The organism is Pseudomonas sp. Pseusp15, from assembly GCF_059492165.1.
On sequence record NZ_CP168523.1, the window covers coordinates 2222238 to 2246559 of the forward strand.

General features: G+C 60.0%; 21 protein-coding genes. 20 read left to right on the forward strand and 1 reads right to left on the reverse strand.

The window, feature by feature from the left end; all coding sequences use genetic code 11:
- The first annotated feature begins 167 nt into the window (after positions 1 to 167).
- The 14 genes from ACEN8R_RS09945 to ACEN8R_RS10010 all read left to right on the forward strand — a co-directional run bounded on the left by ACEN8R_RS09945 (position 168) and on the right by ACEN8R_RS10010 (position 17018).
- Complete coding sequence (locus ACEN8R_RS09945) at positions 168 to 833, forward strand: response regulator transcription factor (RefSeq protein WP_018925840.1); 666 nt, start codon at positions 168 to 170, stop codon at positions 831 to 833.
- Positions 823 to 2238, forward strand: a complete 1416-nt coding sequence (locus ACEN8R_RS09950; protein ID WP_018925839.1) for a sensor histidine kinase — start codon at positions 823 to 825, stop codon at positions 2236 to 2238. The genes ACEN8R_RS09945 and ACEN8R_RS09950 overlap by 11 nt, the downstream gene beginning before the upstream one ends.
- Before the next feature lie 265 nt (positions 2239 to 2503).
- Positions 2504 to 3520 (forward strand): iron ABC transporter substrate-binding protein, encoded by a 1017-nt coding sequence (locus ACEN8R_RS09955; RefSeq protein WP_018925838.1) that lies wholly within the window; start codon positions 2504 to 2506, stop codon positions 3518 to 3520.
- Between the two features lie 3 nt (positions 3521 to 3523).
- On the forward strand, positions 3524 to 5122 hold the full coding sequence (locus tag ACEN8R_RS09960; RefSeq protein WP_026286388.1) for an ABC transporter permease: 1599 nt from the start codon (positions 3524 to 3526) through the stop codon (positions 5120 to 5122).
- Entirely contained in the window at positions 5119 to 6189 is a 1071-nt protein-coding gene (locus tag ACEN8R_RS09965; protein ID WP_018925836.1) for an ABC transporter ATP-binding protein, read from the forward strand. Before ACEN8R_RS09960 ends, ACEN8R_RS09965 begins: the two co-directional genes overlap by 4 nt.
- Positions 6190 to 6604: 415 nt before the next feature.
- The gene (gene arnB, locus ACEN8R_RS09970) at positions 6605 to 7753 is read left to right on the forward strand and encodes a UDP-4-amino-4-deoxy-L-arabinose aminotransferase (RefSeq protein ID WP_495624820.1); all 1149 of its coding nucleotides are present in this window, start codon (positions 6605 to 6607) and stop codon (positions 7751 to 7753) included.
- The gene (arnC, locus tag ACEN8R_RS09975; RefSeq protein WP_018925834.1) at positions 7750 to 8769 is read left to right on the forward strand and encodes an undecaprenyl-phosphate 4-deoxy-4-formamido-L-arabinose transferase; all 1020 of its coding nucleotides are present in this window, start codon (positions 7750 to 7752) and stop codon (positions 8767 to 8769) included. The genes arnB and arnC overlap by 4 nt, the downstream gene beginning before the upstream one ends.
- Positions 8766 to 10760: a bifunctional UDP-4-amino-4-deoxy-L-arabinose formyltransferase/UDP-glucuronic acid oxidase ArnA gene (arnA, locus tag ACEN8R_RS09980; RefSeq protein ID WP_018925833.1), complete on the forward strand. Its 1995-nt coding sequence runs from the start codon at positions 8766 to 8768 to the stop codon at positions 10758 to 10760. The genes arnC and arnA overlap by 4 nt, the downstream gene beginning before the upstream one ends.
- Positions 10760 to 11644, forward strand: a complete 885-nt coding sequence (gene arnD, locus ACEN8R_RS09985; protein WP_018925832.1) for a 4-deoxy-4-formamido-L-arabinose-phosphoundecaprenol deformylase — start codon at positions 10760 to 10762, stop codon at positions 11642 to 11644. The genes arnA and arnD overlap by 1 nt, the downstream gene beginning before the upstream one ends.
- Complete coding sequence (gene arnT, locus ACEN8R_RS09990; protein WP_018925831.1) at positions 11641 to 13296, forward strand: lipid IV(A) 4-amino-4-deoxy-L-arabinosyltransferase; 1656 nt, start codon at positions 11641 to 11643, stop codon at positions 13294 to 13296. The genes arnD and arnT overlap by 4 nt, the downstream gene beginning before the upstream one ends.
- Positions 13293 to 13637 (forward strand): 4-amino-4-deoxy-L-arabinose-phosphoundecaprenol flippase subunit ArnE, encoded by a 345-nt coding sequence (gene arnE, locus ACEN8R_RS09995; protein ID WP_018925830.1) that lies wholly within the window; start codon positions 13293 to 13295, stop codon positions 13635 to 13637. Before arnT ends, arnE begins: the two co-directional genes overlap by 4 nt.
- Positions 13634 to 14047: a 4-amino-4-deoxy-L-arabinose-phosphoundecaprenol flippase subunit ArnF gene (gene arnF / locus ACEN8R_RS10000; protein ID WP_018925829.1), complete on the forward strand. Its 414-nt coding sequence runs from the start codon at positions 13634 to 13636 to the stop codon at positions 14045 to 14047. The genes arnE and arnF overlap by 4 nt, the downstream gene beginning before the upstream one ends.
- Positions 14044 to 15423, forward strand: a complete 1380-nt coding sequence (locus tag ACEN8R_RS10005; RefSeq protein ID WP_018925828.1) for a UDP-glucose dehydrogenase family protein — start codon at positions 14044 to 14046, stop codon at positions 15421 to 15423. The genes arnF and ACEN8R_RS10005 overlap by 4 nt, the downstream gene beginning before the upstream one ends.
- Positions 15396 to 17018: an ArnT family glycosyltransferase gene (locus ACEN8R_RS10010; protein WP_495624821.1), complete on the forward strand. Its 1623-nt coding sequence runs from the start codon at positions 15396 to 15398 to the stop codon at positions 17016 to 17018. The genes ACEN8R_RS10005 and ACEN8R_RS10010 overlap by 28 nt, the downstream gene beginning before the upstream one ends.
- Positions 17019 to 17160: 142 nt before the next feature.
- On the opposite strand, the gene ACEN8R_RS10015 is transcribed toward ACEN8R_RS10010, so the two are convergent.
- Positions 17161 to 18126, reverse strand: a complete 966-nt coding sequence (locus tag ACEN8R_RS10015; protein ID WP_026286387.1) for a LysR family transcriptional regulator — start codon at positions 18124 to 18126, stop codon at positions 17161 to 17163.
- 296 nt (positions 18127 to 18422) lie between these two features.
- Between ACEN8R_RS10015 and argH the strand changes: the two genes are divergently transcribed.
- The 6 genes from argH (at position 18423) to ACEN8R_RS10045 (ending at position 24319) form a co-directional block, all read left to right on the forward strand.
- Positions 18423 to 19850, forward strand: a complete 1428-nt coding sequence (gene argH / locus ACEN8R_RS10020) for an argininosuccinate lyase (protein WP_018925825.1) — start codon at positions 18423 to 18425, stop codon at positions 19848 to 19850.
- Positions 19851 to 19995: 145 nt separating this feature from the next.
- Entirely contained in the window at positions 19996 to 20874 is an 879-nt protein-coding gene (locus tag ACEN8R_RS10025; RefSeq protein ID WP_018929142.1) for an amino acid ABC transporter permease, read from the forward strand.
- A 10-nt stretch (positions 20875 to 20884) separates the two neighbouring features.
- On the forward strand, positions 20885 to 21649 hold the full coding sequence (locus ACEN8R_RS10030; protein WP_018929141.1) for an amino acid ABC transporter ATP-binding protein: 765 nt from the start codon (positions 20885 to 20887) through the stop codon (positions 21647 to 21649).
- Positions 21650 to 21688: 39 nt separating this feature from the next.
- Positions 21689 to 22513, forward strand: a complete 825-nt coding sequence (locus ACEN8R_RS10035) for an ABC transporter substrate-binding protein (RefSeq protein ID WP_018929140.1) — start codon at positions 21689 to 21691, stop codon at positions 22511 to 22513.
- 77 nt (positions 22514 to 22590) lie between these two features.
- On the forward strand, positions 22591 to 23439 hold the full coding sequence (locus tag ACEN8R_RS10040; protein WP_018929139.1) for a polysaccharide deacetylase family protein: 849 nt from the start codon (positions 22591 to 22593) through the stop codon (positions 23437 to 23439).
- On the forward strand, positions 23432 to 24319 hold the full coding sequence (locus tag ACEN8R_RS10045; protein ID WP_018929138.1) for a polysaccharide deacetylase family protein: 888 nt from the start codon (positions 23432 to 23434) through the stop codon (positions 24317 to 24319). Before ACEN8R_RS10040 ends, ACEN8R_RS10045 begins: the two co-directional genes overlap by 8 nt.
- The last annotated feature ends 3 nt before the right edge of the window (positions 24320 to 24322 follow it).

Below are 24322 nucleotides of genomic sequence, written 5' to 3' on the forward strand. Positions count from 1 at the left end.
CTGAAAAGCGAATCGAAGCCGAAGGGCTCGCTCACCACTGGCGGGCAGTCTAAAGAAGCGAAAATGAACCGCTTGTTAACGAAGTCACATGGCTGTGCGACGGCTTGCCAGTGCGTGCCGGACATGCAATGAATGCACGCCTGCAATGCCTGATCAGGAAGCGAGCGATGAAGGTTCTGGTGGCCGAAGACAATGCCCTGCTGGGTAACAGCATCAAGCGCGGGCTTGAGGAAGAAGGCTGGGTGGTGGATCTGGCCAGGGACGGCAAAGAGGCCTTGTACTATGCCGATGCCAGTGAATACGACGTGTTGGTGCTGGACTGGATGCTGCCGCAGATATCGGGTCTGGAAGTACTCAGCGTGGTGCGCGGCAAGGGCAACGACGTGCCGGTGATCATGGTCACGGCCAGAAGCGAAGTAGTGGATCGGGTGCAGGGCCTGGATCGCGGCGCCGACGATTATCTGAGCAAACCTTTCGAAATGATCGAGTTGGTGTCGCGGCTCAATGCCCTCTATCGGCGCTCGATCGCCCGTGGCTCGAAATCGCTGACACTGGGTAATCTGAACATCGAACTCGACACCTTGCGGGTCAGCATCGGCGGCCGTCCGCTGGATCTCACGGGCATGGAATACAATCTACTGGTGGCGCTGGCCGGCAAGGCGAATCAGTTGCAGACCCGCACGGTATTGCTGGGGTTGCTCTACCCTTTCGACAGCGAGCCGGACAGCAACAGCCTGGACGTGCTGCTCAATCGCCTGCGACGCAAGTTGGCTGGGGCCGACGTCGAGATTGAAACCGTTCGCGGCAAAGGGTTGATCCTTCGTGTGGCGTAACCTGGCACTGAACATCAAAATCGCGCTCACGCTGTTCGTGGTTCAGGCGTGTGTGTTGTTCGTCGGCTATGTGTGGCTGAGTCATTGGGTGCAAACCACCCGGCTCGATGAACTGCGGCACCATCTCGATACCCAGTCGGACGTCATCGAGTCGCTGATCAGCGTCGAAAACGCGCAGTTGGTCTATCAGCGCCAGGGTGAATTCGCCTCGGAACTGGATCACGATCACGACCTGTTTTTTGACTTGTCATCGATATCGGGTGAGATGCTGCAAGAATCCTGGGGACCAACGCCGTCAATGCGCAAAGCGCTTCGCGAGGCCATGAGTCAGGTTCGCGCGGGCGACGAAGAGACTTTCCTGTTCGATGTCGGTCACGAGAAATGGATCGCACAGATGGGCGACCTTGAGCGCGCCAGCCCCGAAGGCCCGCTGAAAGCCAGGCTGCTGGTGGCCACCAACGCGCAACCGGTGCTCAATGCGGTCAACGCCTTCAAACGGGTGGTGGCGCTGGCCGCGATAGGGATATTGCTGTTGACGACGCTTGGCAGTTTTATCGTGGTGTCGCTCTCCACCCGCAACCTTCGCCATTTCGCTCGACAACTGCGCACCTTGAAGCCGCCGGAATTCACCCGCCGGGTGGTGTTCGAGGCGCACTCGGCGGAAGAAAAACTGCTGTTCGACAGCTACGCGCAAATGGAAGCGGCGGTTCAGGAGGTGCTGGAACATCAACGGCTGTTTATCGCCAACGCCTCCCATGAACTGAAGACGCCGATTGCTGCCGTGACCTCTGCGCTGGAGGTCATTCTGGCGCGGCCACGGCACGCCGAAGATTACGCCCAGACCTGTCGTGATGTGCTGGCCGAAATGCAGGTGCTCAAGCGCCTGTCTCTCGGCCTGTTGGACCTTGCGCAACTGGAGGGCACCGCCGAGATTGCCGGGCAGGCAAGTGGGTTGAATGACAATGCGCTCAATGCTGTCGAGCGTTGGCGCAAGGCTGCCGAACTCAAAGGTCTCAGTCTCTCCCTGCATCTGCTGGAGGATTATCAGGCCCAAGTCGCCGGAGGACCGGAACAGTGGGAAGTGGTGTTTGGCAACCTGCTGGACAACGCCATCAAGTACACCCCGGCCGGCGGCGCCGTCGACGTCATGCTGGACGAACATCCGGGCAGCGGTTTGATCATCAGGATCACCGATAACGGTGCAGGCATGTCCACGCAAGAAGTCCGGCAATTGGGGCAAGTGTTTTTCCGTGCCGACGCCGCACGGTCGCAATCATCGTCGTTCGGGCTTGGCTTTGCCCACTGCAAGCGGATTGTCGAAAGACTGGGTGGACATCTGACGGTTCAAAGTACGCCGCAGACAGGGACGCGCGTGACCATTGCCATGATGCGTTATAAGCCTTGAGCCCCGCGTCACCTCAGACCAGGCCAAAGTTCAGCCAAGAGGCCCAAGGCCACACTCCGATCGAAGATATCGTTTGAAAGTTGCCCACCACCGTGTCGGCTCAAGTTTTCCGTCGACCGTGAAATGACATCTATTTACGATTTTTTTGACGTTTTTTTCTCATTTGGCGCTCTACATTCGCGGCGACTCAAACATGCAAATGATTCGCATTGTTCCCATGATGAATCTGCGCGTGTTGACTAAAAAAACAGGAGCCGTCGACAGAATGATTTCCCGTATCCCCTCGTTCCTTAAAAACGCATTGCTGACCACTGCTTTCCTCAGCGCCGGTCACGTGTATGCCGCTGCGCAGACGGAGGGTATCGTGGTCTACAACGCTCAACACGAAAGCCTGACCAAATCCTGGGTCGAAGGCTTCACCAAGGAAACCGGCATCAAAGTGACCGTGCGCAATGGCGACGACACCGAGATGGGCAATCAGCTCGTGCAGGAAGGTGCAGCCTCCCCGGCCGACGTGTTCCTGACCGAAAACTCCCCGGCGATGGTGCTGGTCGACAACGCGGGGCTGTTTGCACCGGTTGCGCCGAGCACGCTGGAACAAGTGGGCGCGGCCTATCGTCCGGCGCATGGCAAATGGGTAGGGATTGCCGCACGCTCCACGGTGTTCGTCTACAACCCGAGCAAGCTGGCTGAAGCAGACTTGCCAAAATCGCTGATGGACCTCGCAGCACCGAACTGGAAAGGCCGCTGGGCCGCTTCGCCGGCCGGTGCCGACTTCCAGGCCATCGTCGCTGCCGTGCTGGAACTCAAGGGTGAAGCCGCGACCCTCGACTGGCTGAAAGCGATGAAAACCAACTTCACCGCCTACCGGGGCAACAGCGCCGTGCTCAAGGCGGTCAATGCCGGTCAGATCGACAGCGGCGTGATCTATCACTATTACAGCTTCGTCGATCAGTCCAAGACCGGCGAGAACAGCAAGAACACCTCGCTGAACTACTTCAAACACAAGGATCCAGGTGCCTTTGTCAGCCTGTCCGGCGGTGGCGTCCTGGCCTCCAGTCAACACAAGGAACAGGCCCAGGCATTCCTGAAATGGATTACCGGCAAAGACGGCCAGGCGATCCTCAAGAACGGCAACTCTTTTGAATACGCCGTGGGCAAGAATGCAGAGTCCAATCCGAAACTGGTGCCGCTGCAGCAACTCGACGCTCCGACTGTCGACGTCTCGAAACTCGACAGCAAAAAGGCGGTTGAGCTGATGACCCAGGCCGGGTTGCTCTAATTGTTGCCTGAAACGCTACCGGCAGAGGTCGCTGCGGCGTCCTCTGTAAACTTGCGCGCACGCTCTCGCGGCGTCTTCTCGGGCCGCGGCGGCGCCTGGGTGATTAGCCTGTCGGTGCTGATGTCGTTGCTGGCGTTGCTGCCGATTGCTTTCGTGATCGGCGTATCGGCGCAGACTGGCTGGGCGACGCTGGTGACGCTGGTATGGCGCCCACGCGTCGGCGAGTTGCTGATCAACACCGTGCTGCTGGTGGTGCTTACCATTCCCTTGTGCATCGCACTGGGTCTGGCGCTGGCCTGGTTGACGGAACGCACCAACTTGCCGGGGCGGCGCTGGTGGTCGCTGTTGGCGACGGCGCCGCTGGCAGTGCCAGCATTCGTGCACAGCTATGCGTGGGTCAGTCTGGTGCCACCGATTCATGGGCTGTTTGCCGGCGTTCTGGTGTCGGTCATCGCCTATTTCCCGTTTCTTTACCTGCCGATAGCAGCGACTTTGCGCCGGCTCGATCCGGCCATCGAAGATGTCTCCGAGTCGTTGGGGCTCAAGCCCTGGGCAGTGTTCTTTCGTGTGGTGCTGCCGCAGTTGCGCCTGGCCATCTGCGGCGGCGCCTTGCTGGTGGGGCTGCACCTGCTGGCCGAGTACGGTCTGTACGCGATGATTCGCTTCGACACCTTCACCACGGCCATCTTCGACCAGTTCAAGTCCACCTTCAACGGGCCTGCCGCCAATATGCTGGCCGGCGTCCTCGCGCTCTGCTGCCTGGCCATGCTGACGGCTGAGTCGGCTGCTCGCGGCACGGCGCGTTACGCCCGGGTCGGGTCGGGAAGCGCGCGCGAACAAAGGATCGTGCGCTTGAAGTTGCGCACCACCCTGCTCGCGCTCACGCTGCAAGGCATGACCTGCGTGCTGGCACTCGGCGTGCCGTTGATCACCCTTGGCAAGTGGCTGATCGCCGGTGGCGCGCAAGTCTGGAACCTGAGCGAACTGCTGCCGGCGCTGGAGCAGACGCTGATGCTCGGGGCCGCCGGCGCGCTTATTACCACATGCGCGGCTATCCCGATCGCCTGGCTGTCGATTCGCTCACCGGGCCCGTTGCAACGTGTGCTGGAAAGCTGCAACTACATTACCAGCGCGTTGCCGGGGATTGTCGTCGCGCTGGCACTGGTAACGCTGACGATTCATTTTGCCCGGCCGATTTACCAGACCACCATCACGGTGCTGCTGGCGTATTTACTGATGTTTTTGCCCCGCGCCCTGGTGAGTTTGCGCGCAGGCATCGCCCAGGCGCCGGTGGAACTGGAGAACATGGCACGCAGCCTCGGCCGTTCGCCTGGTCGGGCGTTGTGGCTGATCACTCTGCGTCTGGCCGCACCCGGTGCTGCCGCTGGCGCTGCGCTGGTGTTTCTGGCGGTCAGCAATGAGTTGACCGCCACCCTGCTGCTCGCCCCCAATGGCACGCGCACCCTGGCTACCGGTTTCTGGGCAATGACCAGTGAAATCGACTATGCCGCCGCGGCGCCCTATGCCTTGCTCATGATTCTGCTGTCGCTTCCGTTAACCGGACTTCTTTACCATCAATCCAAACGCACGGCTGGCCGATGAACGCTCTTGAACTCCACTCGATCTGCAAGTCCTACGGTTCTCACCGAGCCCTGGAGAACATCAGCCTGTCGGTGCCGACGGGAAGCCGTACGGTGATCGTCGGCCCGTCCGGTTCGGGCAAGACCACCTTGCTGCGAATGATCGCCGGTTTCGAGTTCCCGGACTCGGGCAGCCTTGCGCTCAATGGTCAAATGCTGGTCGACGGCACCCGCGAGGTCCCCGCGCATCAACGCTTGATCGGCTATGTTCCGCAGGATGGTGCGCTGTTCCCGCACATGACCGTAGCCGCCAACATCGGTTTCGGGCTGGCGGCCAAGGGCGTTGCCAAACAGGAACGTGTCGCCGAGTTGATGGACAGCGTGGCACTGGACTCGAGTATGGCCAATCGTTGGCCGCATGAACTCTCCGGCGGCCAGCAACAGCGTGTCGCGCTGGCCCGGGCCCTGGCGCAACAACCACGGCTGATGTTGCTGGACGAGCCGTTTTCGGCACTCGATACCGGTTTGCGCGCCGCCATGCGCAAATTGGTCGCAAGGCTTCTGGCTGACGCCGGTGTCACGACCATTCTGGTGACTCACGATCAAAGTGAAGCGTTGTCATTCGCCGATCAGTTGGCGGTGATGCGTCAGGGCCGGCTAGTGCAATCCGGACATCCGCTGGACCTTTACCGCTATCCCGCCGATGAACAAACCGCCCTGTTTCTCGGGGATGCCGTGGTCATGCCGGCCAGAATCGAAGCGGGTTGGGCTCATTGCGATCTGGGTCGCATACCGGTCAACAACCACAGAAACAACCGATCAGCGCAAATCATGCTGCGCCCCGAGCAACTTCAGCTGATCAGCGCGCCCCACGGCCTGGAGCAACAGGACGGCTGTCGCGGCGTGGTCACCGAATGCGACTTCGGCGGTAATACCTGCACATTGACCGTGGAATTGCAGACGTTGAACGCTGATGACCGTCCGGGGCGTTCATTGCTGGTGCGCAGTTCCGGCATGCACGCGCCACCCGCTGGGAGCGAGGTTCATGTGTCGACCATCGGCCATGCTCATGTACTGAGCGAACCTTAAGCTTTTGAATCGGTAACGGGCGAGAAACGAAATCGCCCCCGAATATAACAATTCAAAAAAACAACTAAGCAATGCAGCGCAAGTCCATCAAGGCAGACACTTCTGTACGCCTTTCCCTACAAAAAATGCGATGAGCCGGTAGAAGCCTGAACAGTGCCTGTATGGGCTTGAAATAAAACGAATCACCTACCGGTTTTTCATGTTCCTTTCACAAAATCGCGCTTACCCTCAACGGATCACAGATGGCGTCTTGATAGCGTCCAACCCGCCGGGCATGACAAGCAAAGTCAACCGATGTAATTTGTCACAAATTACTGGCAACTGCTTGATGCCGCTTTTGTTTTAGCGTCTACGCTGATGTTGGATCCAACGTTCAAGCCTGATAGTCTAATTTTTTTTCAGTTCCGAGGTGCCCATGAGTCAGGCGTTTCTCCCCTTCTCTCGCCCGAGTATCGGCGATGAAGAAATTGCTGCGGTAGAGCAAGTACTGCGCTCTGGCTGGATCACTACCGGGCCGAAAAACCAGCAACTGGAAGAACACTTCGCCAACTATGTCGGCTGTCGGCATGCCGTCGCATTGTCCTCGGCCACCGGTGGCATGCACATTACTTTGTTGGCCTTGGGTATCGGTCCCGGTGACGAAGTCATCACTCCGTCCCAGACCTGGGTGTCGACCGCCAACATGATCTGCCTGCTCGGTGCGACGCCGGTTTTCGTCGACGTTGACCGCGACACGTTGATGAGCGACCTGGAGAGCATCGAAGCGGCGATCACGCCTCGCACCAAGGCAATCATTCCGGTGCATTACGCCGGCGCGGCATTCGACCTCGATCCGCTCTACGCTCTGGCCGACAAACATGGCATCACCGTCATCGAAGACGCGGCTCACGCAGCGGGCACTTTCTATAAAGGTCGGCATGTCGGCGCCCAAGGCACGGCGATCTTCTCGCTCCACGCGATCAAGAACATGACCTGCGCCGAGGGCGCAATGTTCGTCAGCGACGATGAAGCCCTGGCCAATCGGGTACGCATGCTCAAGTTCCATGGCCTGGGCGTCGACGCCTACGACCGCCTCACCCACGGCCGCAAACCCCAGGCCCAGGTGATCGAACCCGGCTTCAAGTACAACCTGGCCGACATCAATGCCGCCATCGCCCTGGTTCAGCTGGAACGCCTGGACGCGATCAACGCCAAGCGCACAGAGCTGGCCCAGACCTACCTGCAACGCCTTGAAGGCCTGCCGGTGCAACCGCTGGCCATTCCGGCCCATGCGCAACAGCACGCCTGGCATCTGTTCATCCTGCGCATCGACGCCGAACGTTGCGGGCTGGATCGCGAGGCGTTCATGAAGGCGTTGCAGGAACAGAACATCGGCACAGGTATTCACTTCATCGCCACCCACCTGCACACTTACTACCGGCAGCGTTTCCCCAACATCTACCTGCCCAACACCGAATGGAACTCGGCGCGGCTGTGTTCGATCCCGTTGTTCCCCGACATGACCACCGATGATGTCGATCGTGTCGTCGGCGCCATTGAAAAAACACTGGACAGAAGCCTGTGAAACCTTATCCGATCCGTTGCGTATCAATCGTCATCCCGGTCTATAACGAGGAGGACAGTCTGCCCGAGTTGCTCCGGCGCACCGAAGCGGCGTGCCAGCAACTGCACCATGACTACGAAATTGTGTTGGTCGACGACGGCAGCCGCGACAACTCGGCGCAAATCCTCGAGGAGGCGGCCAGTCTCGACGGCAGCCCGGTGGTGGCGGTCATTCTCAACCGCAACTACGGCCAGCACGCGGCGATCATGGCAGGGTTCGAACAATGCAAGGGCGACGTGGTGATCACCCTCGATGCCGACCTGCAGAACCCGCCTGAAGAAATCCCGCGGCTGGTGGCTCAGGCCGAACTGGGCTATGACGTAGTCGCCACGGTGCGCAACAACCGTCAGGACTCGGCCTTGCGTCGCTGGCCGTCGAAGCTGATCAACCTTGCCGTGCAACGCTCCACCGGTGTTGCCATGAGCGACTACGGCTGCATGCTGCGCGCCTACCGCCGCACCATCGTCGACGCCATGCTCGCCTGCCGCGAACGCAGCACGTTCATCCCGATCCTGGCCAACAGCTTCGCCCGGCACACCACGGAAATTCTGGTGACCCACGCCGAGCGTGAACACGGCGAATCCAAATACAGCCCGATGCGCCTGATCAACCTGATGTTCGATCTGATCACCTGCATGACGACCACGCCCCTGCGATTGCTGAGCATCGTCGGCTTCGGCATGGCCGGCCTAGGCGTGCTGTTCGCCATCGCGTTGATTGTGCTGCGCATGGCTTTCGGCGCCGGTTGGGCGGGCGGCGGTACGTTCGTCCTGTTCGCCGTACTGTTCGTTTTCACCGGCGGGCAATTCATTGGCATGGGCCTGCTGGGCGAGTACCTGGGTCGCATGTACAGCGACGTCCGGGCACGTCCACGGTTCTTTATCGAAAAAGTTTTACGTAGCACCCCTTCTGCTCCTGCCCCCGTTGTCACCGTTGACGGTCTCACTTCCACTTCTTCAGATCAGGTTCTCTCATGAGTGCAAAAGCTGTTGTCTTCGCTTATCACGATATTGGCTGTGCCGGCATCGAATCCCTGCTTGCCAGCGGTTTCGAGATTGCAGCCGTGTTCACCCATCCCGATGACCCGAAGGAAAATGCGTTCTATGGCTCGGTTGCGCAACTGTGCGCCCGTAAAGGCATCCCGGTGCATGCCCCGGAAGACGCCAACCACCCGCTGTGGATCGAGCGCATCAGCAAACTCAATCCCGAGTACCTGTTTTCGTTCTACTACCGCAACCTGCTGAGCGAACCACTGTTGGCCACGGCCAGCAAAGGCGCCTTCAACCTGCACGGTTCGTTGCTGCCTCGCTACCGTGGCCGCGCACCGGCCAACTGGGTACTGGTCAACGGTGAAACCGAGACCGGCGTGACCCTGCACCGCATGGTCAAACGTGCCGATGCCGGCGCCATCATTGCCCAGGAGCGGGTAGCGATCGAGCGCGCCGACACCGCGCTGACCCTGCACGCCAAATTGCGCCAGGCCGCCAGCGATCTGCTGCGCGACACCTTGCCTGCCTTGCTTCAGGGCAAAATCAGCGAAACCCCACAGGACGAATCCAAAGCCACAGTGTTTGGCCGTCGCACCCCGGCGGACGGCAAACTGGTCTGGAGTAAACCTGCCGAAGAACTGTTCAATCTGGTCCGCGCCGTGACCCAACCTTACCCGGGCGCGTTCTGTGCCGTGGGCGAGCACAAGTTGATTGTCTGGAGCGCGGATGTCGTCAAGGGCAACGAAGGCCAGGCACCAGGCCGGGTTATCAGCGTCGATCCGCTGCGCATCGCCTGCGGCGAAGACTCGCTGGTGGTCAACGCCGGCCAACGCAACGACAACGGCCTGTACCTCAGCGGTCCACAACTGGCCAATGAGCTGGGGCTGGTCGACGGTTCTGTGCTGCGTGGCGCCGAATCGGGCCGTGCACCGCGTCGCACCCGCGTGCTGATCCTTGGCGTCAACGGCTTCATCGGCAATCACCTGTCCGAGCGCCTGCTGCGTGACGACCGCTATGAAGTGTACGGCCTGGACATCGGCTCGGACGCCATCGAGCGCCTGCGCAGCCATCCGAACTTCCACTTCGTCGAAGGCGATATCAGCATCCACTCGGAGTGGATCGAGTACCACATCAAGAAATGCGACGTGGTCCTGCCGCTGGTGGCGATCGCCACGCCGATCGAATACACCCGCAATCCGCTGCGTGTATTCGAACTGGACTTCGAAGAGAACCTGAAACTGGTTCGCTACTGCGTCAAATACAACAAGCGCGTGATCTTCCCGTCGACCTCCGAAGTCTATGGCATGTGCCAGGACGCCAACTTCGACGAAGACAGCTCCAACCTGGTGGTTGGGCCGATCAACAAGCAACGCTGGATCTACTCGATCTCCAAGCAGCTGCTTGACCGAGTGATCTGGGCTTACGGCCAGAAAGGCCTGAACTTCACCCTGTTCCGCCCTTTCAACTGGATGGGCCCACGCCTGGACCGTCTGGACTCGGCGCGTATCGGCAGCTCCCGGGCCATCACCCAGTTGATCCTGAACCTGGTGGAAGGCACGCCAATTCGCCTGTTCGACGGCGGCGAACAAAAACGCTGCTTCACCGACATCGCCGATGGCGTCGAAGCCCTGGCGCGGATCATCGACAACGACAACGATGTCTGCAACGGCCAGATCATCAACATCGGCAACCCGGACAACGAAGCCAGCATTCGTCAGCTGGGCGAAGAACTGCTGCGTCAGTTCGAAGCTCACCCGTTGCGCGACAACTTCCCGCCATTCGCCGGTTTCCGCGATATCGAAAGCAAGGCTTTCTACGGCACTGGCTATCAGGACGTGTCTCACCGCAAACCGAGCATCGCCAACGCCAAGCGTCTGCTTGACTGGGCACCCACCGTGGAGATGAAGGAAACCATCGGCAACACGCTGGACTTCTTCCTGCGCGAGGCCATGCTCGAAATCGCGGACAAAAAACGTTGATGCAGGCAGGCCTTCGAATCGATGTCGACACCTACCGAGGCACCCGTGAAGGGGTGCCGCGGTTACTCGAAATGCTCGATGAAGCACAGGTCAAGGCGACGTTTTTCTTCAGCGTCGGGCCAGACAACATGGGGCGCCACTTGTGGCGCCTTATCCGTCCGCAGTTTCTCTGGAAGATGCTTCGTTCCAACGCTGCCGGCCTGTATGGCTGGGATATTTTGTTGGCAGGCACTGCGTGGCCGGGCAAACCGATCGGTCGCGACCTCGGGCACCTGATGCGTCAAGCCCAGGCGGCTGGGCATGAAGTCGGCCTGCACGCCTGGGATCACCACGGCTGGCAGGCCAATGCCGGACGCTGGAGCCAGGCGCAACTGATCGAGCAGATTCGTCGTGGCGTCGACAGCCTCAGTGACATCCTCGGTCAAAAAGTCGAATGCTCGGCATCCGCCGGTTGGCGGGCGGACGAGCGTGTGATCGAAGCCAAGCAAGGTTTCGGCTTTCGCTACAACAGCGATTGTCGAGGCCAGCATATGTTCCAGCCAATCCTGACCAATGGTAGTCTGGGCGCACCGCAGATTCCGGTGGACCTGCCGACCTTCGACGAAGTGGTTGGCCCGACCGTTGCGGCCAAAGACTTCAACACCTTCATTCTTGAGCGGTTCTCCCCGCAAAAACTCAATGTCTACACTGTCCATGCCGAAGTAGAAGGGATTCTGATGGCCAACGATTTTCGCCAATTATTGGCCGATGCTCGCCAACGTGATATTCATTTCCAGCCCTTGGGCAATTTGCTTCCCGACGCCCCCGCCATCTTGCCGAAGGGCCGGGTTGTACGCGGCACCCTTGAGGGTCGCGAAGGTTGGCTAGGGGTTCAAGGCGCATGAGCAAACCCTGGGCATTGCCGTTATTACTGGTCGTTCTGCTGCTGGCGTACTTGTTGCCACTGGGCACCCACGGCCTATGGATTCCCGACGAAACCCGTTACGCCCAGATTAGCCAGGACATGCTCCTGAGCGGTAACTGGGTGTCGCCGCACTTCATGAGCCTGCGTTACTTCGAAAAACCCATCGCGGGCTACTGGATGATTGCCATCGGCCAGGCGCTGTTTGGCGATAATCTGTTTGGCGTGCGTATCGCCTCGGTGCTGAGTACCGGGCTGAGCGTGTTGCTGTGTTATCTGATCGCTCACCGGCTGTGGAACGAGCCGCGCAAGAGTTTTGCCTGTGCGCTGCTGTACATGAGCTTTGCGATCATCGCCGGGCAAGCCGGCTACGCCAACCTCGATCCGCAATTCACCTTCTGGGTAAACCTGAGCCTGGTGGCTTTGTGGTTTGCGCTGGACAGCACCAGCCGTGGCCAGCGTCTGCTCGGCTGGACTGTACTGGGGCTTGCCTGTGGCATGGGTTTCATGACCAAAGGCTTCCTCGCCTGGGCGTTGCCGGTGTTGATCGCCCTGCCCTGGGTGCTCTGGCAGAAACGCTGGCGGGAACTGCTGACTTACGGCCCGGTGGCGATTATCGTCGCCATCGCGGTGAGCCTGCCGTGGGCCTTGGCGGTGCACGCGCAGGAACCCGATTACTGGCGGTTCTTCTTCTGGCACGAACACATTCGCCGCTTCGCCGGGGATGACGCCCAACACGATGCGCCATGGTGGTTCTACCTGCCGCTGCTGGTAGCGTTCAGCCTGCCATGGGCGGCGTTGCTGCCATCGGCGCTGAAACAGGCCTGGCAGACCCGGCGTCAGGCCAACATCGCTTTCCTGCTGCTGTGGTTGCTGATGCCCTTGCTGTTTTTCAGCCTGAGCAACGGCAAGCTGCCGACCTACATCATGCCCTGCCTGCTGCCTCTGGCGTTGTTGCTGGGCCATGCCCTGGCGGACCGACTGAAGCTGGAACAAGGCCGGGTGCTGGGGATCAATGGCCTGCTGAACATGACGCTGGGCCTGATCGTCCTGATTGCGCTGGTTTATCTGCAACTGAAAAAACCGCTGTACACCCACGAACTGCACAACCTGGTATTGGTGTTCATCGGGTTGATCGGCTGGATCATGGCCAACCTGCTGCAGGCCTTCCGTCCCTTGCAATGCTGGGCGGCACCGGCTTTTGGCAGTTTGCTGCTGATCGGCGTGCTGCCGGCCGGCATGCCGGATTCGGTGGTGGCTAACAAGATGCCCGACCAGTTCATCCTCCAGCACGCCCCGGAACTGGCGCAGACCGACAAGCTGTTGAGCAACGACCTGGGCGCTGCCTCGGCCCTGGCCTGGCGCTTGAAACGCCCGGAGGTGGCGTTGTACAACACGATAGGCGAATTGAAATACGGCCTCGACTATCCTGATCCAGATGCAATACAGCAGCGGGTCGATCTCGAGCACGTGCAACAGTGGATGCGCGAAGCGCGTCAGAGTGGTTCGGTCGGCGTGGTGATGCGGGTCAAAGGGGATGACGAACTGCAAGAAATCGAACTGCTGCCCAAGGATGGCAAACGTTATGAACAAGGCAACCTGGTGATCCTGATCTTCCCTCGGGATGCGTCATGAGCCTGTTGCTGCTCCTGACCGCCTGCCTGCTGACTTGCCTTGGCCAGATCGCCCAGAAGTACGCCGTGGAAAGCTGGCGTGGCAAGACCTCGGGTTGGGGCGAGAAACTGCGTTCGCCTTGGCTGTGGCTGGCGCTCGCCTCTCTGGGGCTGGGCTTGCTGGTCTGGCTGCTGGTGTTGCAGCGCCTCGAAGTCGGTATCGCCTATCCCATGCTCAGCCTGAATTTCGTGCTGATCACACTGGTCGCCCGTTTCGTCTTTCACGAAGTCATCGACCGCCGTCACTGGTTGGGCGTGGCGCTGGTGATTGGTGGCGTGGCGTTGCTGGGGCAACACGCATGAGCCTGCCTCGCGGAATCGCCTTTGCCATGGGCAGCGTAGTGCTGGGCACCGCCGCGCAGTTGGGCATGCGCTGGAGCATGACTCGCTTGCCACATCCCGAACAGTGGTTAGCGGCCTTGAGCAGCGGCAGCGTCGATATGCCCGCTGTGATTGTCGTACTGGCCGCCATCCTCGCCTATGCCGTGTCGATGCTCACCTGGCTCGCGGCCCTGCGGGATGTGCCGCTGGGTCGGGCCTATTCGCTGCTGAGCATCAGCTACGCGCTGGTGTATGTGCTGGCCGCCAGCCTGCCACTGTTCAACGAATCCTTCAGTCTTTCAAAAACCCTGGGAGTGGCGCTGGTCATCCTGGGGGTCATTACTATTAATTCTCGACCTGCTCGCGCGCCCGAACTTAGGAGTGCATCATGAAAATCAGTGTATTTGGTAGCGGTTACGTTGGTCTGGTGCAAGCCGCCGTCCTGGCTGAAGTCGGCCATGACGTAGTGTGCATGGACATTGACGAGAAAAAAGTTGCGTTGCTGCAACAAGGCCACGTCAGCATCTTCGAGCCGGGGCTGGCCAGCCTGGTGCGTGAAAGCCTGGATGCCAAGCGGCTGCACTTCACCTCGGACGAAAAGTTCGCGGTGCAACATGGCCAGGTGCTGTTCATCGCCGTCGGCACACCGTCCCGGGAGGATGGTTCGGCGGATCTGCAATACGTGTTGTCCGTGGGTGAAGCGGTCGCGCGTCATCGTGAACAGCCGGTGATCCTGGTGGAGAAATCCACGGTGCCGGTGGGCACCGGCGATACGCTGCGCGCCCATATCGACCAGTACCTGCTCAAGGCCGGCCGTCAGCTGCAGTTCGATATCGTTTCCAACCCGGAGTTTTTGAAAGAAGGTTCGGCCGTGGCCGATTGCCGGCGCCCGGACCGCATCATCATCGGCTGTGAAGGCGATGAAGTGCGCGACGTGATGCGCGACCTCTATGCACCGTTCAACCGCAACCATGACCGCGTCATGTTCATGGACCTGCGCAGCGCCGAGCTGACCAAATACGCCGCCAACTGCATGCTGGCGACCAAAATCAGCTTCATCAACCAGATCGCCGAATTGGCCGAACACCTGGGTGCCGACATCGAATCGGTACGGCTGGGCATCGGTGCCGACTCGCGTATCGGTTACCACTTCATCTACCCCGGCTGCGGTTACGGCGGCTCGTGTTTCCCCAAGGACATGCGCGCTCTGATCCACAGTGCCGAAGAAGCCCACTGCAACAGCGACCTGCTGCAAGCGGTGGAAGCCATCAACGAGCGGCAGAAACACAAATTGTTCGAACGCATCAACGCGTTCTACAAGGGTGATTTGCGCGACAAGACCTTCGCCGTTTGGGGCCTGGCCTTCAAGCCCAACACCGACGACATGCGCGATGCGCCGAGCCGGGTGCTACTGGAATCGCTGTGGGCTGCGGGGGCCAATGTACGGGCGTTCGACCCGGAAGCCATGCAGGAAACCCAACACCTTTATCCTGACGAACCGAAGCTGATGCTCATGGGCACGCCGGAATCAGTCCTTTCGGGTGCCGACGCCTTGATCATCTGCACCGAATGGCAGCAGTTCAAGGCGCCAGACTTCGACCTGATCCAGCAACGCCTGAATGCACCGGTGATTTTCGACGGACGTAACCTGTACGACGCAGAGCGCCTGGCCCGCAGCGGCTTCCTGTATTTCCCGATGGGCCGTGGTGAATCCCGCAAATTGCCAATTCCCCTTCAGCAATGGCCATCGGCCTCAGGCGTCGCGTGAGTACGGTATCGCCCGGCATTCGTCGGCAGTCCTTAGGGTTCGGGCTGCTGACGTTCATGCTGTTCATCGCAGGGGTCTATCAGCAAACAGCAATCGGTTTCGATTCGCGGTTCGTGCTGTTCGCCCAGGAGATGCTGCGCCACGGGCCGTCGTTTTTCCCGACCACCTATGGCCAGCCCTATGCCGATTACTCGGCGCTGTCTACGGTGTTTGTCTGGCTGTTGTCCCTGCCGTTCGGTCAGGTCAATAGCCTCACCGCGTGGTTGCCGACTGCCATCGGCGCTGCGGTGATCGTCACGTTGATGTACCGGTTGGTCGCGCCCTGCTCCACACGCTGGGCGCTGCTGAGCATCGCGTTGATGTTGCTCACCAGTACATTTGTCACTGAAACCCGTGCCGTATCCCAGGACCTGATGCTGGCGGCCGTGGCCTTTTCGGTGTTCTACCTTGGGTACGCCGCCGATCATTTCGCGATGCCCCGTCGGTGGCCGCTGATTTTTGTGCTGCTGCTGTTGGGCTTCGGGATTCGCGGGCCGATCGGGCTGGTTATCCCCACCGGTATGTTGTGCAGCTACTACCTGCTCAATCGCCAATGGTCACGGTTGTTCGGTTTTGGCCTGCTGGCGGCGGTGTTGTTGGTGGTGTGCGTCGGCGCGCTGCTGTGGCTGGCCGAAGCCAGTGGTGGAACGGCCTTCATGCATGACGTGGTGCGCATGCAGTTCATGGGGCGCATGGACGGCAGTGAAGGCGTCAGTGGTTCGCTGTATTACTTCACCGCTTCGTTTGGCAACTATGCGCTCGCTTATCCATTGGCACTGCTGGTATTGGCCGCGGTCTGGCTGACGAATCCACGGCAGGCAGGTCCGGCATTACGCTTGTTGCAATACTGCACGGCGGCCGGGTTGATCGTGATGATTGGCTTATCGATTCCCCAGGCGAAAAAGGCCCGTTACCTGCTGCCGATGCTGCCCATGGCGGCGATCATTGCGGCGTACCCGTTTCAGGTGGCGCAAGGTCGGGTATTCGGTTGGTTGCGGGGTTTGATGCAAGGGCTGTGGCTGGTGATACCGGGGGTGTTGATTGTCGCATTGCTGATCATTCAGCGGAGTCTGCCAGCACAACCTCCTGCCTTTGTGCCGGTATTGATCGTGCTTGCGGCTCTGCAAGTCATCACACTGGCGGCTTGGTTCCGCGCTCACTGGCGAGCCGAGGTGCTGGCCTGTTGCGCAGTCCTGGCGCTGTGGTCGGTTTATATCCTGGTGTATGAACCGGTCGAACGTCAGCTTTACGACACGCAAGCCTTCAGTCGAGCCGCGTTCGCTGAGATTCAAAAAGCGCCGGCGCCGTTGGTGCTGCACGGCATGGGCAAAGACGCCAAGGCGATCAAGTTCATGGTCAATATCGAGCAGGACTTTCAACCGGTGTTCACCGAATCGACACAGGAACTGGAAGCCCTCTCGGGGCCGGCCTGGCTGATGATGGACCGAAACGACTACAACGCCTTGCAAGGCACTCCGCTGGGTGCCCAGCCACCGGTATTGAGCGGACGTTTCGATAAGAACGATTTCGTATTGCTGCACACGCCGCCCTTGTAGGAACTGCCGCAGGCTGCGATCTTTTGATGGTTTCGATGTTGCTGAAGAGCAAGATCAAAGATCGCAGCCTGCAGTAGCTCCTGCGTATCCATGTATTGTCCTTTAGTTACTGTTAACCACACTTGAACGCCTACGTTTGAGGTTAAACCGGCGCCTTCAAATCCACCCCCAGCGCCTGGGCAAACGCCTTCACCAACGGACTGCGCACAGTGTTGTGGCGCAGGATCAGATTGAACGGCGTGACGATGTTGATCAGGTCCGGACGCACCGCCCGAAACTGTCCCTGAGCCACCAGGTTTGCCGCGTAATGCTCGGGCAGAAAACCGACGAAACGCCCCGTCTTGACCAGCAGCGCCACGGCTTCCACTTGAGTCGCCGAAGCGGAAAAGCTGTCGTAGCGGGCAAAATTCAGTTTGTCCCGATGGATCGCGTAGCGGTGGTTGATGCACTCGTAATCCTGCAGCACATTGCCGCCCATGTCCGCCTCCGGCACCGAGAACAGTGGATGACCGACAGCGCAATACACGTACGAGCGTTCTTCATACAGCGGGAAGTAATCGAACTCTTCTCTTTTTTGATAAACCGGCACGATCCCGGCCACTAGCCGCCCCTCGACCACCCCTCTTTCCACTTCATCTAACTGCGATGCCTGAAGTTGAAATCTTACTTTCGGCGATTCTTCATTTATTCTTCTAAGCGCCGCAACTAACGGAGAATTCGAGTCCGTAATTGTATTATCAATGACGCCCACCCCAAGGTCGCCAATAAGTTCATTCTGCGCCGAACTAAGCCGATCACGAAAGTTATCGACCGATGCAAATAAATCGATCGAGGCCTGATACACCAGGCGCCCTTCTTCGGTCAGGTGAAACCCTTCCCGCCCCCGGGTACACAGGCGCATGCCGATGCGAATCTCAAGGTCGGAAATCTGTTTGCTGATGGCCGCCAAGCCCACGTTCAGCTCATTCTGCGCCGCACTGAAGCCGCCAGCCTCGACCACGGCCTTGAATACTTTGAGCAGTTTGAAGTCCAGGCCGCTGAGGGCCAACGGCGCCCGATGTACCGTTTTTAACGGCGGGTTTCCGGAATTGGAAAGTGGGGTTTCCATAATGCTTATTTACCTCTGGCGCCCTATTCAACAACCTGTGTCCAACAACAAAAACAGTGCTGGCTAATAATAATGAACACAGAAAACAAGGCTTGGCAACCGTTAATAAATCCCGCCGATCAGTGCCAACTCACTGATTTCGAACTATTAAAAGCTGACACTTCGATCAGCTCTCGCCCTTTAGCAACTGCCCTCTTGAATACTGCTTGGCCATGACCACACCCGAATAATTTCCGGGAAGTGTTTCAGGCTCTGCACACCGATATCAGTTCGCGTTACCGACGAGGAAAACAACAATGTCTCAAACCACCGACCGTCTCTGGGGTGCCCGCTTCAAGAGCGGCCCGTCCGAAGCCTTGGCGGCGCTGTCCCGTTGCCCCGAGCGCTACTTTCGCCTCACCCCGTACGACCTCGCCGGCTCCAAGGCGCATGCCCGGGAATTGCAGCGCGCCGGTCTTCTGAGTGAGCAGGAAACCCAGACCATGCTCGACGCCCTGCAGCGCATCGGTGATGACTTCCGTGCCGGCAGCATCGCGCCGACCCTGGATGACGAAGACGTGCACACCTTCATCGAGCGCCTGTTGACCGAACGCCTCGGCGCACTGGGCGGCAAGCTGCGCGCCGGCCGTTCGCGCAACGACCAGACCGCCAACGACCTGCGGCTGTTCCTGCGTGATCACGTCCGTACGTTGGCCGTTGAAGTGCTGGCCTTGCAGCAAGCACTGGTGGAGCAGGCCGAGCGACACGTCGAAAGCATCTGCCCGGGATTCACTCACCTGCAACAGGCCCAGCCGATCGTCTTCGCTCATCACTTGCTGGCCCACGCCCAATCGATGCTGCGCGACGTGCAGCGTCTGGTGGACTGGGATGCACGCACCTCGCTGTCGCCCCTGGGTGCGGCGGCCATGGCCGGTTCCGCCATCGCTCGCCTGCCCCAGCAGTCGGCCAAGGAAATGGGCTACAGCGGCGTGTGCGAAAACTCCATCGACGCCGTGGCCAGCCGCGATCACGTCGCCGAATTCCTGTTTATCGCCAGCATGCTCGGGATCAACATTTCCCGCCTCGCCGAAGAATTCTGCCTGTGGTCGTCGCGACAATTTCGCTGGGTCGCGCTGGACGATGCCTACGCCACCGGCAGTTCGATCATGCCGCAGAAGAAAAACCCGGACATCGCCGAACTGGCCCGGGGCAAGGCTGGCCGCTTGATCGGCAACCTGACCGGCCTGCTCTCGACGCTGAAATCCCTGCCGCTGTCCTACAACCGTGACTTGAGCGAAGACAAGAACGGCGTGCTCGACAGCGTCGACACCCTGCTGCTGGTGCTGCCGGCCATGGCCGGGATGGTCGCGACCATGAAGGTCAACGTCGAAGAACTGCGCCGTCAGGCACCACTGGGTTTCACCCTTGCCACCGAAGTCGCCGACTGGTTGGCGATGCGCGGCGTGCCGTTCAAGGAAGCGCATGAAATCACCGGCGCATTGGTCCAGGCCTGTGAGAAACACGACATCGAACTGTGGGAAGCCTCACCGGCGCTGCTGGCCGAGATCGATCCGCGCCTGACACCTGAGGTGCGCGACAGCCTGACCCTCGAAGCCGCCATCGCCGCCCGCAGTGGCTGGGGCGGTACCGCGCCGCAACAGGTGCGCGAGCAGATCGGCCGACTGAAAACCGCCCTTGTCGCGCAGCAAGAGTGGACCGAGAACTATCAGGGCTTCCGCCTCTGATAGACAACGCAAAACCTTGTAGGAGCCGGCTTGCTGGCGATGGTGTGTCAGCTGAATTGATGTCGACTGACACTCCATCGCCAGCAAGCCGGCTCCTACAAGGGGATTGTGCTTGATCTGAAAGAACAGTGTACGGAGAACCAACATGAGCCAGACACAGGCAGAACGACTCCAGGCGGAGCGCAAACTGGCGGAAAACCAGTTCGATATCACCCAGTATCAACACGTGCCACGGCGCTACTACGGGCGGATTTTTTTCGCCAGCGTCATCGTGATCGCGATTATCGGCCTGGTACGAGCCTTCGCCGAAGGCAAGATCGAATGGTCGTACATCGGCCAGTTCCTCACTTCGCAAGCGATCATGTGGGGCTTGCTCAACACCATCGTCATGGCGGTGCTGGCGATGGCGCTGGGCATTGTCTTCGGGGTGATCACGGCGATCATGCGCATGTCGGCCAACCCGATCCTGCGCTATGTGGCGCTGACCTACACCTGGCTGTTCCGTGGCACGCCGCTGATCCTGCAGCTGTTGCTATGGTTCAACCTGGCGCTGATCTTCCCCACCATCGGCATCCCCGGCCTGTTCGAAATGGACACCGTGAGCCTGATGACGCCCTTCGTCGCCGCCCTCCTCGGCTTGAGCATCAACCAGGGCGCCTATACCGCCGAAGTGGTGCGTGCCGGCCTGTTGTCGGTGGACACCGGCCAGTACGAAGCCGCCAAGTCGATCGGCATGCCGCGCCTGCAAGCCTTGCGCCGGATCATCCTGCCCCAGGCCATGCGGATCATCATTCCGCCAGTCGGTAACGAATTCATCGGCATGGTGAAAATGACCTCCCTGGCGAGCGTCATCCAGTACTCGGAGCTGCTCTACAACGCGCAGAACATCTACTACGCCAACGCCCGTGTGATGGAGCTGCTGATCGTTGCCGGTATCTGGTACCTGGCCACGGTCACCGTGCTGTCCTTTGGTCAAAGCCGTCTGGAGCGTCGTTTCGCTCGCGGCGCCGGCAAGCGTTCTTGAGGAGCCCAACATGAGAAGCATCGTCAAGGCCGTGAGCCTGAACAAGTATTACGACCATTTCCACGCGCTCAAGGACATCAACATCGAGGTCGAGCAAGGTGAAGTGCTGTGCATCATCGGCCCGTCCGGCTCCGGCAAAAGCACCCTGCTGCGTTGCGTGAATCAGCTGGAAAAAATCGACAAGGGCGGCCTGTGGGTCGACGGCGAACTGGTGGGTTACCGGATCGTCGGCAACAAACTGCACGAGCTCAACGAATCGCAGATTGCCCGCCAGCGCCTGGCCACCGGCATGGTGTTCCAGCGTTTCAACCTGTTCCCGCACATGACTGTGCTGCAAAACATCATCGAAGGGCCGTGCCAGGTGCTCAAGCGTTCGCCCAAAGAGGCGCACGAAGAAGCCGTGGAACTGCTCGCTCGCGTCGGCCTGGCCGACAAGCGCAACAGCTACCCGATCGAACTGTCGGGTGGTCAGCAACAACGTGTCGCTATTGCCCGTGCATTGGCCATGCGCCCCAAGCTGATGCTGTTCGATGAACCCACTTCGGCACTCGACCCGGAACTGGTCGGAGAGGTGCTGTCGGTGATGCGCGATCTGGCGCAAACCGGCATGACCATGATCGTCGTCACCCATGAACTGGGCTTCGCTCGCGAGGTTTCCAACCGCATGGTGTTCATGGACGGCGGGCAGATCGTGGAGGCTGGAAGCCCCGAAGAAATACTAATAAGTCCGCAAAACCCACGCACCCAAAGCTTCATTTCTGCCGTTCGAACCTAAGCGCCCTTTGGCGCTCACAACACTCATAAGAGAACGACCATGAAGAACCTAGTAATCCCAGCAGTACTTGCCAGTGTCCTGGCATCCGGTTTCGCCTTCGCTGCCGAGTTGCCGGCCAGCATCAAGGACAAGGGCGAGATCGTTGTTGCGATCATGCCGAACTACCCGCCGATGGATTTCAAGGACCCGGCCACCAACACTCTCACCGGCCTTGACTATGACCTGGGCAACGCCCTGGCCGAACGTCTGGGCGTGAAGATCAAATGGCAGGAAACCGGCTTCGAGCAAATGATCAACGCGCTCACGACCGACCGCGTAGACATGGTGCTGTCGGGCATGACCGACACCGCCGAGCGTCAGGCCAGCGTGACCTTCGTCGATTACTTCACCAGCGGTCCGCAGTTCTACACCTTGCAGAAAAACAAGGACACCAACGAGATCGTCGACTTGTGCGGCAAGAAAGTCGGCACCAGCCGCCGTACCACCTTCCCGGCGGAAATCGCCGCGTGGAGCAAGGAAAACTGCGAAGCCGCCGGCAAACCTGCGATCAACGTGATCGGCACCGAAGGCTCGGCCGACGCCCGTGCGCAACTGCGTCAGAGCCGTATCGACGCGGCCATGCAGGGCAGCGAAACCCTGCCGTACCTCAAGACCCAGGAAAAGGACATGTACAAAACCGTGGGACTGCCGATCTCCAAGCAGTTCTCGGGCATGGGTGTGAGCAAGAAAAAAACTGAGCTGAGCGAAGCGGTGAAAATCGCGTTGCAAAGCATGATCGATGACGGCAGCTACCAGGCGATCCTGAAGAAATGGGACCTGGAACTGGGCGCGATCAAGACCGTGACCATCAACGCCGGCAAGTAACACGGTTCGTAGCAGCTGCCTCGCGGGCTCGGCAGCTGCTACGGGTGTTTCAACTATTAATTCTGGAGCGCCACACGATGTCCTCCTCGCTGCAACCCACCTGGCCCGACCAGCACCAGGCCTGCCTCGCCCTGGCCTTCGACCTCGATGGCCCCACCGGCGATGCCATGCTTAACGGCTCGATCTGGCGCAAGCCCGAGTATTTCGGTTTCGGCGGTTACGGCCCCTATCGGGCGCTGCCGCGGATTCTCGATCTGCTGGATGAGTTCCGCATCCCGACCACGTTTTTCGTTCCGGCCTGGGTCGTGGAGAACTGGCCGAAACAGTGCCAGGCGATTGTCGAGCGCGGGCATGAGGTGGCCTATCACGGCTACAAACACGAATCTTTTTACGCCCTGACGCTGGAGCAGCAGAAGGACGTGATGCACAAATCCCGCGAGGTGTTCTGGAAGTACCTGAACATCCGCGCTGAAGGTTTCCGCACGCCGTCCGGCGACTGGCGGGCCGAAACGCCGGCCATGCTGGTGGAAGCCGGTGTGACCTATTCCAGCAGCATGCGCGGCGATGACCGGCCCTACCTGGTCAAGGTGCCGGGCTTCGATACACCACTGGTGGAAATCCCCGGCCGCTGGGAAATGGACGACTACGCCTCCCTCGCCTACACCCGCGCACCGGACTTCCCTTCCGGGCTGGACCGAACCGCCAGCTACGAACTGACCCTCGATAACTGGTGCCGCGAGTTCGATGGCGCCATGGCTGAAGGCCTGTGCCTGACCACCCTGTTCCACCCCAAGATCACCGGCAAACCGGGCCGCATCCTGTTGCTGGAAAAACTCTTCGAACACATGCGCCAACGCGATGACGTGTGGTTCGCCACCTGCCGCGATGTCGCCCACTGGTGGCTGAAGGAGCATCACCATGGCTGATTCCATTGTCTGGCCCAACGGCTACCGCTGCGCCGTGGTGCTGACCGTCGATTACAACGACATCCACGGCATCCTCACCCAGGCGCCGGAAGTCGCCGGGCGCGACAAGACCTTGTCGGTGTGGCGCTACGGCACCCAGCGCGGGGTCGAGCGTTTGCTTGGCGTGTTAGCAGAACTGGGGGTTTCCAGCAGCTGGTTCGTGCCCGGCATCGTTGCCGAGGAAAACCCGCAACACCTACGGGCGATCCAGGCCGGCGGGCACGAGATTGCCTGCGCCGGCTACCGCCATCAGCACTACGACCACCTGACTCTGGCCGAGCAAAGCGCCGAAATCGCCAAGGGCTGCGCGGCCTTGAGCGCGCTGACCGGTCAGCGTCCGACAGGCTTTCGCATTCCCGCCGGCAATGGCGCACCCGGCTTCATCGAGGCGTTGCGCGAGCACGGTATCCGTTGGTCCTCGTCATGGCGCGGCGATGATTTGCCCTTCGCTCACCCGACGGCGCCCGAGGTGATCGAACTGCCGTTGCACTACGAACTGGAGGACGAGCCCTATTTCGCCTTCAACCTCAGCCCGGCGGTGCCACCGGCGCAATCGCGCATCGCCTCTTACAGCCACACCCTTGGCAATCTGAAGATGGACTTCGCCGGGTTTCACCGATTCGGCTTGTGTTACGTGCTGCGGCTGCACCCGGAAATCATCGCCACGCCAGGGCGGATCGGCGTGTTGCGCGAATTGCTGCAAAGCATTCAGCAGCACGATGACGTGTGGATCGCCACCGGTGCCGAAGTGGCTCAGTGGTGGGCAGAGTCGGCGGCGCCGGTGACCGAGGATCACCCGGCCGCTGTGTACGAGCGTCATTATCGGGATTACGGCGTATGAGAG

Bases quoted from the DNA above. Each gene is read 5' to 3' on its own strand.
- ACEN8R_RS10025 (WP_018929142.1), top strand. From the start codon at position 19,996: ATGAGCCAGACACAGGCAGAACGACTCCAGGCGGAGCGCAAACTGGCG.
- ACEN8R_RS10015 (WP_026286387.1), bottom strand. From the start codon at position 18,126: ATGGAAACCCCACTTTCCAATTCCGGAAACCCGCCGTTAAAAACGGTA.
- arnA (WP_018925833.1), top strand. From the start codon at position 8,766: ATGAGTGCAAAAGCTGTTGTCTTCGCTTATCACGATATTGGCTGTGCC.
- ACEN8R_RS10045 (WP_018929138.1), top strand. From the start codon at position 23,432: ATGGCTGATTCCATTGTCTGGCCCAACGGCTACCGCTGCGCCGTGGTG.
- ACEN8R_RS10030 (WP_018929141.1), top strand. From the start codon at position 20,885: ATGAGAAGCATCGTCAAGGCCGTGAGCCTGAACAAGTATTACGACCAT.
- ACEN8R_RS10005 (WP_018925828.1), top strand. From the start codon at position 14,044: ATGAAAATCAGTGTATTTGGTAGCGGTTACGTTGGTCTGGTGCAAGCC.
- ACEN8R_RS10035 (WP_018929140.1), top strand. From the start codon at position 21,689: ATGAAGAACCTAGTAATCCCAGCAGTACTTGCCAGTGTCCTGGCATCC.
- arnD (WP_018925832.1), top strand. From the start codon at position 10,760: ATGCAGGCAGGCCTTCGAATCGATGTCGACACCTACCGAGGCACCCGT.
- arnB (WP_495624820.1), top strand. From the start codon at position 6,605: ATGAGTCAGGCGTTTCTCCCCTTCTCTCGCCCGAGTATCGGCGATGAA.
- ACEN8R_RS09965 (WP_018925836.1), top strand. From the start codon at position 5,119: ATGAACGCTCTTGAACTCCACTCGATCTGCAAGTCCTACGGTTCTCAC.
- arnF (WP_018925829.1), top strand. From the start codon at position 13,634: ATGAGCCTGCCTCGCGGAATCGCCTTTGCCATGGGCAGCGTAGTGCTG.
- arnE (WP_018925830.1), top strand. From the start codon at position 13,293: ATGAGCCTGTTGCTGCTCCTGACCGCCTGCCTGCTGACTTGCCTTGGC.
- arnT (WP_018925831.1), top strand. From the start codon at position 11,641: ATGAGCAAACCCTGGGCATTGCCGTTATTACTGGTCGTTCTGCTGCTG.
- ACEN8R_RS10040 (WP_018929139.1), top strand. From the start codon at position 22,591: ATGTCCTCCTCGCTGCAACCCACCTGGCCCGACCAGCACCAGGCCTGC.
- ACEN8R_RS10010 (WP_495624821.1), top strand. From the start codon at position 15,396: ATGGCCATCGGCCTCAGGCGTCGCGTGAGTACGGTATCGCCCGGCATT.
- argH (WP_018925825.1), top strand. From the start codon at position 18,423: ATGTCTCAAACCACCGACCGTCTCTGGGGTGCCCGCTTCAAGAGCGGC.
- ACEN8R_RS09945 (WP_018925840.1), top strand. From the start codon at position 168: ATGAAGGTTCTGGTGGCCGAAGACAATGCCCTGCTGGGTAACAGCATC.
- ACEN8R_RS09955 (WP_018925838.1), top strand. From the start codon at position 2,504: ATGATTTCCCGTATCCCCTCGTTCCTTAAAAACGCATTGCTGACCACT.